Origin of the sequence: Trichococcus sp., from assembly GCF_049589555.1 — a bacterium.
Lineage (GTDB): Bacteria > Bacillota > Bacilli > Lactobacillales > Aerococcaceae > Trichococcus.
In genome coordinates, this window is the sequence record NZ_JBAWAZ010000385.1 from 1 (window position 1) to 1,676 (window position 1,676).

1 protein-coding gene and 1 pseudogene are annotated in these 1,676 nt (G+C 39.6%); both read left to right on the forward strand.

Annotated elements, in window-relative coordinates; all coding sequences use genetic code 11:
- Positions 1–290, forward strand: a pseudogene (locus tag WBV27_RS13320) (hypothetical protein); the annotation flags it as partial.
- Positions 287–1,591 (forward strand): McrC family protein, encoded by a 1,305-nt coding sequence (locus WBV27_RS13325; protein WP_424202601.1) that lies wholly within the window; start codon positions 287–289, stop codon positions 1,589–1,591. The pseudogene WBV27_RS13320 and the gene WBV27_RS13325, both read left to right, overlap by 4 nt.
- The last annotated feature ends 85 nt before the right edge of the window (positions 1,592–1,676 follow it).

Here is a 1,676-nt window from a genome sequence, read left to right on the forward strand (position 1 = left end):
ACAATACCCTTGATGATGTGAAAAGGACATTTGAGAATAAAATCATTCCGTTGCTGCAGGAATATTTTTACGATGATTTTCGAAAAATTAGAGCAATTTTGAATGATAAGAATGGGATATACATTACTGAAAAGGAAATCTCGCCGCACAATTTGTTCGACAACAAGCTGGCCGATGGTTTCTTCAGAAATAATGAAAATCGATATGCTCTGAAGACTATTGCAAGTGAAGAGGAGTTTAGAAAGTTTCTATCAGGAGTCCTGATCCATAAAGAAGCGGATGAATCATGAAGAATCGAGTCGTTACGATCACTGAATTTGGTCGCCTTTACGCAGGAACTACCTATGAAGGTGTGAGGGTGACAAAAAAAGATATCGAAGAACTGAAGACTTTCATTGATGAGGGCAACACCGTTTATGACGAGGGAGCTGATTCATCCATCGATAATTTTCTCAGACCGATTCGTCTTGGCGTGCAAGCGAATAACTATGTCGGTGTCCTGCAAACGAAATCGGGCTTGACGATTGAAATTCTCCCAAAGATCCATGGTAAGAATGTGGCCAACAAAAAGGATAACGATGTCCGGAAGCTTTTTCTGAAGATGTTGGGTGCGGTCAAAAATATTGACGGCAGAACATTTTCCATGGCATATCTGGATACAGATAATACCAACCTTTTTGAGGTTTTTATCCGAATGTTCTTGGGTGAAGTAGATAGCGTCATCAAGCAAGGGCTAAAGTCTGCTTATATCGGTGTGGAAGAAAACGAGGCATTCTTAAAAGGGAAATTGCTTATGAAGCAGCAGATACAACACAATCTGGTAAACAAAGCGCGCTTTTACAATCATCACGATGAGTTCATGATTAATTGTCCAGAAAATCGATTGATCCGTACAGCGTTGGAATATCTGCTGCATATTTCGTCAGATTTCAATAATCAGCGTCTAATCCGGGAGCAGCTCATTTACTTCAATCAAGTAACGATTCTGCATAACGTTGACCAAACTTTTCAGCGAATCAAACTAGGCCGAAACTTTCAATACTACACTCAGGCGCTGCAATGGTGTGAAATCATACTGGCAAAACAATCCTTCACTTCATTTAAAGGCAGTAACATGGCGTTTGCCTTGCTGTTTCCTATGGATAAAATTTTTGAAGCCTACGTATCTGATATGGTAAGCAAAACGTTGAATGATTGCAATGTTTCATTGCAGGATAGGAAAATTTGGTTATTTGATGAGCATGGGAAACAGAGTAGTTCCTATCGTTTGCGACCTGATATCGTTATTCGATCCGAAGAAATAACTGTGATAGCCGATACGAAATGGAAAGTACTGAAGGCAGACGGCCCAGCTCAAGCAGATTTGTATCAGATGTATGCGTATCATACAAGGTATAGTCATAAAGGAGAAAAGGTTCAAAAGGTAGTTTTGATTTATCCATACAGCAAAGAATTTTTGCCGACGGAATTTCATAGTTTAACTGACATGCCTGATACTAATAGTGTGCAGATTGATGTGCGGTATCTTGACTTGTATGGGGATGTTGAGGGGCAGATTAAAAGGATGCTGATAGGACAGTTTACAAGTTGACGCATACATATGAAGATATTTGTCTTGGAGAAAATGGATGATTGAAATGTGTCTTAACGCACCTCAGCCACAAACATTCGATTAC

Bases quoted from the DNA above. Each gene is read 5' to 3' on its own strand.
- WBV27_RS13325 (WP_424202601.1), top strand. From the start codon at position 287: ATGAAGAATCGAGTCGTTACGATCACTGAATTTGGTCGCCTTTACGCA.